We start from the raw sequence: 7227 nt of genomic DNA, 5'->3' as shown, positions 1-7227 counted from the left end.
GGGGAAGGAAGTAGAGGAAAGCCGATACGGCCCCGATGGTGCGTTGACGGAAGCCCGGGGCGGCGTTGCCGTCATCCGCACGGAGTATGACGCTCGGGGTTTTAGTATAGAATACTCTTATTACGACGCCGAGCAGGAGCTAACGGAAAACGAAGTGGGGGTGGCTATTGACCGTTATAAATACGATGATAGGTGGAATAAAGTAGAGAGGAGTTTTTACGACGCCGAAGGCCGATTAACCGAGGATAGAGAGGGCGTCGCTATTTACCGCAAAAAGTACGACGACTATAACCAGGTTGTGGAGTGGAGTTACTTCGGCGACGACGGCCTACCGACGTCGGGTAAGTTTTGCGGCGCGATAATCCGGAGCAAGTACGACGACGACGGGAACGAGGTGGAGGTGAGCCTTTACGGCGTCGATGGCGAATTGATGGAAAACGGCGACGGCGTGGCTACCTACCGTTACTTATACGACGAGAACGGGGAATCTCGTGCCATCATCGAACTGGATAAAAAGGGGGAAGCAATCGTGCGAGAGGGAGTATGGTTAATCGAAGGCGTCCGCCGATAGTCGGAAGGCAGATAGGATTATTCCCCCAATACTAACGTTTTAAACCCGCCTCTCGGCGGGCTTTTTTTATAAATTGCGCCGGCGCGTTTCAGACCGGCGCGCGGCGGTTGGCGGCGGGTTCTTTCGTCCCCAGCGCCGCGGCCGCCCCCGCCAGCGAGAGCTCGACGGCGACCGTCGCCAGCCGGCTCGCGACCGCGAGGAAGGCCGCCTCCCCCGGCGGCAGGTACCCGTGGAGGAATAGCACGACCAGCCCTTCGCGGACGCCCAGGCCGGAGGGGGTGAAAACCGCCGCGTACCCCAGGACCGAGGCCGCGACGTACGCCGCGCCCACCCGGACCGCCAGGCCGGCGTCGAGCGGGACGAAGGCCGCGGCGAGGAACGCGAAGAACACCCCCGATATCAAGCAGTAGGAGGCGTACGCCAGCGCGAACCCGGCCGCCTCTCCTCGCCCCATTACCATGCCGGCGTCGAATTCCCCCGGGCCGACCTTCCGTAATGCCCATCCCAGGAGCCGCCGCAATACGCCCGGTTGGAGGAGGGCGAGTAACGCGCCGGCGCCGACCGCCGCCGGTATCAGCGCCCGCCACGATAGGAGCGCCGCCACTACCGTGGCCGCCGAGGCCGCGGCGACCGCGAAGCCGCCGACGGCGGCGAAGACGTTCTCGTACGCCAACGCGAGCGCGGCCGTCAGCCGCGGAACGCCCCGCCGTTCGTACATGTATATTTTGCCGACGATGACGGCGAAGCGGCCCGGGACGTACCGACCCAGGAGGCTGTAAAAGAAGGGGCGGAGGCCCGCGCGGAAGCTGAGCCGCGCACCCACCCGGCGGAGTACGGCCAGCGAAATATTCAGAAGGTATAGGTAGGAGACGACGAGGGCGCCGCCGGCCGCGGCGACGAACGCCGGCCGGGGAGGCCGCCACCCCGCCCGCACGTCCGGCCAATTGTCGACCAATACCTTGCCGACGAAAAAAAGCGCCGCGGCGACGAGTATTACCTTCGCCGCCGTCCAGAGGACACGCCGCCAACCCGACTTAGCCGTCGGAATCCTCCCTTCGCCGGAGTACGAATATCCTCGTCGGCGCCGTCGCCGGGATGACGCGCGTTAATGCGGCCAGCAATCGCTGTAGCGGCCGCCACCGCGGCACGACGTCGTCCGCCGCGAATCCGCGCGGGTCCGCGACCACCGCGGCCGTGTATTCCCGGACGTCGAACGGCTCGAGTAATCGAAAGAGCTTGCGGTAGCTCAAAAGGTTCACGTCGTATTCCTCTTCCCGCCCGCTCGCGCGCTGATACGCGTTCGCGGCGCGCCGCGGCAGCCAGGAGAGGAACGGTAAATGGTAATGCGGCTCGAGTAGTTGGTATTTACCCGCCGCCGCCAGGTACGCCACGCCGCCCGGCTTGAGCAGGCGGCGGATTTCGGCGAAGAACGTCTCGACGTCGCGGACGTGTTCGTAGACGTGGTTGACGATTATCAAATCGAAAGTGCCGTCGTCGAAGGGCAAACGCGGCGACGCGCGGCGTACGAACTCGAGGTTGGCGTAGCGGAAGCGGCCCGCGGCGTCGATAGCGGCGGCGTCGACGTCCACGCCGACGAAGCCGGCCGTGAGCCGGGCCAGGTAAGCGGTTATCACGCCCGGGCCGCAGCCGAGGTCGAGCCCCCGCAACTCCGGCCAGGGCGCGGGCCCCAATTCCGCCTCCAGCACGCGCCTAATCTTGCGGCCTTTGCGCACGCCCCGCTGGACGTCCGCGAGCCGCACCAGCTGGTCGGGAGGGGACGCGTAGCCGGCCTCCTCGCCGTTCACTTCTTCCGCCCCACGAGCATCCAGTTCAGCGCGAGCACGCCTTGGGGGTCGAGCAGGCGGTCCAGCGCGGGCCACCAGGGCGACGTGAGCTTCGCCAGCGCGACGGCGAACCGTCCCACTATCGGGACGGGCGTTACGAGGGCGAGGGCGAGAACGTTCACGTTGTGCCCTAAAAACGACAACGGCCCCCCGCACGGCTTAACGTCTTCGGCGGCGAAGCCGGCTCCCTCGGCCAGGAACCGAAGGCCCTCGGCCGTAAATCGATAGTAGTCGTGGGGTGCGTCGTGGAGGCGGCTCAGGTGGGGGGCGGTCAGGACCAGCGCGCCGCCGGCCTTCACGACCCGGCCCAGCTCCGCAAGCAGCGCCGCGGGGTCGCGCTCGTGCTCGAGCACCTGGGAGCAAAAAGCGGCGTCGAACGCGCCGTCGCGGAAAGGCATCTTTTTCAGGTCGGCGGTGGCGTCGGCGTTCCCGTGCTCCGACAGGTCTATGCCGATAACGCGGCCTTGTTCCGCGAGCACCGGCCGCCAGGGGCCGTAACCGGTGCCGGCGTCGAGTATCAGGCCGTGGAGATGCGCCGCCGCGTGCGCGCGGAACTGCCGATATAATGCGTAGTTGCCCGGCGTCAGGTAGAAGTAGTCGCGGCGGCCCGCTTCCCGCAGCCGCAGCTTACGCCAATTCGCGGCCAGGCCCACGTTCAGGCCTCCGCCGCCTCGGCGTAGAGTTGCGCGATTATTTTAAAATCCCTGCCGGCCGCGGCGGCCAGGCAGCTCGAGGCGAAGCGGCCGCGTCCCAGCTTGAGGGTTTCGACGATCTTGGCGGCGAGGTCGCCCGCGTCGGCCGCGTCCGCGAGGAACCCGGTCTCGCCGTCGCGCACGAATTCCGGGATGCCGGCCACGCGGCTGCCCACTACCGGGCAGGCCGCGGCGAAGGCCTCGAGTATCACCGTCGGCATCCCCTCGGTTTCGCCGTCGCGCGCCACGATAGACGGGACCGCCAGGACGTCCGCGGCGTTGTACATCAATTTCAGTTCGTCGTGGCTTTTGGGGCCGACGAAGGCAACGGCGTCGCCGAGCCCGAGTTCTCGCGCCAGCGCCCTCGCGCGCTCGAGCCCCGGGCCGTCGCCGACGGCGACCAGCCGCGCGGCCGGTATCGCCGCCGTAACTTCGGCCATCGCCCGGATTAAGTACGGCACCCCTTTTTTCTCGACCATCTTGCCGACGAAGAGAACGGTGGGCGCGTCGGGCCAGCCGAGCCGGCCTTTGGCCTCCGCGGGGGTATAGGCGGGCGCGAACGAGGGGGCGTCCACGCCGGCGGTCGTCGCTACCGCGTCCACGTCCCGGCCTATCAACCGGCTCGTCTCCCGGATAATGAATTCGCTGTCGGCGAAGACCTTATGGGCGGTACCGATAACGCGGGCCGCGACGCGCCGGCCCCAGGGCACGCGTTTGAGGAAGAAGACGTCCGCGGCGTGTATCGTCAAGATATGCGGGACGCCCGCGTCGGCGGCCACGGGCCCCGCGGCCCATCCCGCCGGCACGAGCCAGTGCGTGTTCACGGCGTCGAAGCGGTAGTTTCGCGTCAGGCGGCGTACCGCCCGGCGGAACCACCATAATAGAAAAGGCGTTTGGATTTTCGCCAACGCGCTGCGCTTCGCGTTGGCCATAATGCCGGTCCCGTCGGCCAGGCGCTCGAGGCGGGAGGGGAGGAAATATTTGAAGCGGCGGACCTCGACGTCGCCGATTTTTTCGGTCAGCGCCGCGCCGGGGTGATGGGGCGCGAGCGCGGTCACCTGGAAGCGTTCGGTCAACGCCGCGGCGAGGTCGTATACGAAGCGCGCCGTCCGGCGGTCGCCTTCGCGTAGGGGAAACGTCGAGGAGCAGATCAGGAGGCTTTTCATCCGCGGCCGTATTGGTCCTGTTTGATGCGGTAGAGCACGTCTTCGAGGAGGCGCCGGTTGGCCGCGACCAGGTCCGATATCAGCGCGATTATGATGACCTGGAAGCCGAGCAGGATTAGTACGCCGCCGACGAACAGCGATTGGACGTGGCCCGTAGGGCCGGGTATCGTAAAGTAGAAATAGAGGAACCGGCCCAGAAGTAAAAGGCCCGCGCCGACGATGAGCAACCCCGGCGTACCGAGCACCCGGAGCGGCCTGAAGAGCAGATAGGCGCGCGTTATCGTGTTGACGGAACGGCGCAGGTATTCGGGGATGGAACGGAAGAGGCGGCTGGGCCGCGTCGGCAGGTTGACCCGCACCGGGACCTGCTTGACGGTGAGCCCTTTGTACCCCGCCTGGATGAGGGTCTCCAGCGTGTACGTGAACGACGAGAGGACGACGAGCCGCAGCGCGGCTTCGCGGCTGTACGCCCGGAAGCCGCTGGTCGCGTCCGCGACGTCGATGCCGGAGAGGGTCCGGACGGCGAAGCTGCCCGCGCGCTGCAGCATTTTTTTAAGCGGCGTAAAATGGGGTATGGCGCCGAGGTCGCGGCACCCCACGACCAGGTCCGCTTCGCCCGCCAGCACGGGCGCGACGAGCTTCGCGACGTCGGCGCCCGCGTACTGGTTGTCGGCGTCGGTGCCGACGATGATGTCGGCCCCCCGGGCCAGCGCCGCGTCGACGGCGGTCCGAAAGGCCGCGGCCAGGCCCAGGTTGCGCTTGTGCCGCACGACGCAACCGACGCCGTGGGCGCGGGCCACCTCGGCGGTATCGTCGCTCGAGCCGTCGTCCACCACCAACGTCTCGAGCTCGTCCGCGTCGGGTATCTCGCGGGGAAGCTCCGCCAGCGTAGCGGGCAGCGTAGCGGATTCGTTGTAGCAGGGTATGACTATCGTTACTTTCAACGTTTGGGGAATATCGAACTCGGGCCGGGCGCGCCCGGCGGAACTTTTTCACATTATAGCACGGCCGTTCTCCGCCCGGTTAAACAATTCCGGCCGCGGTGCATAGCTCGTTGACTAAACCGCCGCGCCGTGTTATCTTCGTCCTCAACTTCAAACCTAAGGAGAGCGTTATGGAAAAGCTGGGTCGTGTGCTATTAGTCGGCGTCGTCGCCGGGTTGGCGCTTTCTATTATGGGCACCGTAACGCATTTGCTCGTAACCCCCCTTACGGTGGACGTGGAGCGCGTCTTCAAGGACCAGGGTTTCGAGATCGTACTCCTGGGGTTTTTCTTCGACCTGGCTACCGGCTTCTTCTACGTTTTGGCGTTCGCCATTTTCCGCGGCGCTTGTCCGGAAAATTTCTGGAAGAAGTTCGTTCTCTTCTGGCTGTTATTATTATTAATAGGGGTCGTGCCCCGGGCGGCCGACGTCTATCGCTATTTCAAGTTCCCCGACTTACTGGTGCTGGCGTGGCTTGTAGCATGGGCCGCGGAGGCCCTCGTCGTGACGGCCTTGGTAGCCCTCCTTTTCCCGAAAACCAAGGCCGGGGCGCAAGGCGAAACTTAGCGTGAGGAGTTAGGATGAGGATAGTTTCGGTTTCGTGTTTAATCCTGGCCGTCGCGGCGGCGGCCGGCGCACAGGGCTACCGGCCCGCGGGAACCGGCGGCGCCTTCTATTTCGGCGCCAACTTCCCGACCCTCGACGGCATAAGCGACGAGTTCGACGCGCTGGGGTTGGATACGCCCGGTTCCACTTATATGATGGGCGGGACGGTCCGGTACAATTTCGCTAACGGCCTACAACTCGGCTACTACGGCGGCGGGTGGGCGTTCTCGACGGGGGCCATCTTCGACGACGGCGTCGTGAAGAATTGCGAGATCGGCTTCGGCGTGCATCAGTTCGTCGGCGGCTACAAGACGTACTTCGGCGAGCGGTGGGGCCTCTTCGCCGGCGGCGGCGTCGGCATCCTGGACGTGTCCTATACCAAGACCATCTCGAGCGAGTCGTACAGCTTCGGCAACGTCCCGTTTCCGGAATCCGTCACGTTCGTCTCGGAGTTGCACGGCTTCAGCTGGTCGGCGCAGGCGTTCGTCGCGCCGCAGTATCGCATCTTGCCGTGGCTCGGCCTCGGCTGCGAGGCCGGCTATTTCCTGATGAGCATACCGGAGGGCGAGTTTAAGCAGGTGGGTACCAAGATGGCCGTGGCGCCCGAGCTCGACCTCTCCGGCCCGTTCGTCCGGTTCGGGCCGATGTTCAACTTCTAGCGCTCTGAGGTATACGATAATAGTAGGGGCCAAATGTAGGGGCCGACCTTCGGGTCGGCCCGTCTTATTATTACCATTATGGGGAAGTGGGGCCGACATTCCTGTCGGCCTTCTTGTTTTTATCCAAGGATAGAAAAGCGGGGCCGAATGTAGGGGCCGACCTTCAGGTCGGCCCGTTTTATATTCGATACAACCGCGGTCACTCCGCTGGCCGGGTCGGCGCGGGTACTCCCCGGAACGAAGCCTTCGCCGACAATCCCGCCATCACCGCCGCGCGACGAAGCGGCCGTAGAATATGTAACCCAGGCCGAGAAAGGCCAGCGAGATAGCTATAATCGGAACGCCCGACATCTTTTCACCTGGAATCTTTTTATAAAATTTAAGATATACGGACCTCGTAATCAAGGTTCAGCTCGCAGGCCCGGGCGGCCGGTAACATATTTTACCGATATAAAGGCCTTCGAATAGCAGCCGGCCGGAGGGCCGAGCGTCCGAAAGCATTAAAGGCGGTTGCGGAGTTTATCGTTTTTTGATAATATTTCCGTCCGGCCTTTAGAAGGAATAACTATGGAAGGTATTTACCTCGATTACAATTCCACGACGCCGACGGCTCCCGAAGTCGCCCTGGCCATGGCGCCGTTCTTCACCGACAACTTCGCGAACCCCTTCAACCTCCACCGCTTCGGCCAGCGCGCCCGCGGCCCGGT

The 7227-nt window shown here is 64.6% G+C and carries 9 protein-coding genes; 3 read left to right on the top strand and 6 right to left on the bottom strand.

Annotated features, from left to right (window positions below; translation table 11 throughout):
• A partial coding sequence (locus VMX79_01520; GenBank protein ID HUV85771.1) for a hypothetical protein occupies positions 1 to 571 on the top strand: 571 nt, incomplete at its 5' end.
• A gap of 88 nt (positions 572 to 659) precedes the next feature.
• Here VMX79_01520 and VMX79_01515 read toward each other — a convergent pair.
• The 5 genes from VMX79_01515 to VMX79_01495 are packed head-to-tail and all read right to left on the bottom strand — an operon-like array spanning position 660 to position 5217.
• On the bottom strand, positions 660 to 1565 hold the full coding sequence (locus VMX79_01515; GenBank protein HUV85770.1) for a lysylphosphatidylglycerol synthase domain-containing protein: 906 nt from the start codon (positions 1563 to 1565) through the stop codon (positions 660 to 662).
• 40 nt (positions 1566 to 1605) lie between these two features.
• Positions 1606 to 2376: a class I SAM-dependent methyltransferase gene (locus tag VMX79_01510; protein ID HUV85769.1), complete on the bottom strand. Its 771-nt coding sequence runs from the start codon at positions 2374 to 2376 to the stop codon at positions 1606 to 1608.
• Positions 2373 to 3068: a class I SAM-dependent methyltransferase gene (locus tag VMX79_01505; GenBank protein ID HUV85768.1), complete on the bottom strand. Its 696-nt coding sequence runs from the start codon at positions 3066 to 3068 to the stop codon at positions 2373 to 2375. The genes VMX79_01510 and VMX79_01505 overlap by 4 nt, the downstream gene beginning before the upstream one ends.
• A 2-nt stretch (positions 3069 to 3070) precedes the next feature.
• Positions 3071 to 4273, bottom strand: coding sequence for a glycosyltransferase (locus tag VMX79_01500; GenBank protein HUV85767.1), 1203 nt, complete (start codon positions 4271 to 4273; stop codon positions 3071 to 3073).
• Positions 4270 to 5217 (bottom strand): glycosyltransferase family 2 protein, encoded by a 948-nt coding sequence (locus VMX79_01495; protein HUV85766.1) that lies wholly within the window; start codon positions 5215 to 5217, stop codon positions 4270 to 4272. The genes VMX79_01500 and VMX79_01495 overlap by 4 nt, the downstream gene beginning before the upstream one ends.
• Positions 5218 to 5387: 170 nt before the next feature.
• Between VMX79_01495 and VMX79_01490 the strand changes: the two genes are divergently transcribed.
• Positions 5388 to 5822, top strand: coding sequence for a hypothetical protein (locus tag VMX79_01490; protein ID HUV85765.1), 435 nt, complete (start codon positions 5388 to 5390; stop codon positions 5820 to 5822).
• A 14-nt stretch (positions 5823 to 5836) separates the two neighbouring features.
• A complete protein-coding gene (locus VMX79_01485) occupies positions 5837 to 6520 on the top strand; it encodes a hypothetical protein (GenBank protein ID HUV85764.1) in 684 nt (227 codons plus the stop codon).
• A gap of 264 nt (positions 6521 to 6784) precedes the next feature.
• Here VMX79_01485 and VMX79_01480 read toward each other — a convergent pair whose 3' ends face one another.
• Positions 6785 to 6925 (bottom strand): hypothetical protein, encoded by a 141-nt coding sequence (locus VMX79_01480; protein ID HUV85763.1) that lies wholly within the window; start codon positions 6923 to 6925, stop codon positions 6785 to 6787.
• Between the last annotated feature and the right edge of the window lie 302 nt (positions 6926 to 7227).

This window comes from bacterium, from assembly GCA_035529855.1.
Classification (GTDB): Bacteria; RBG-13-66-14; B26-G2; order WVWN01; family WVWN01; genus WVWN01.
This window is presented reverse-complemented; position numbering and strand designations above follow the sequence as displayed.

Excerpts from the sequence above, each read along its gene's own strand:
- VMX79_01500 (HUV85767.1), bottom strand. The coding sequence starts at position 4,273 with ATGAAAAGCCTCCTGATCTGCTCCTCGACGTTTCCCCTACGCGAAGGC.
- VMX79_01490 (HUV85765.1), top strand. The coding sequence starts at position 5,388 with ATGGAAAAGCTGGGTCGTGTGCTATTAGTCGGCGTCGTCGCCGGGTTG.
- VMX79_01485 (HUV85764.1), top strand. The coding sequence starts at position 5,837 with ATGAGGATAGTTTCGGTTTCGTGTTTAATCCTGGCCGTCGCGGCGGCG.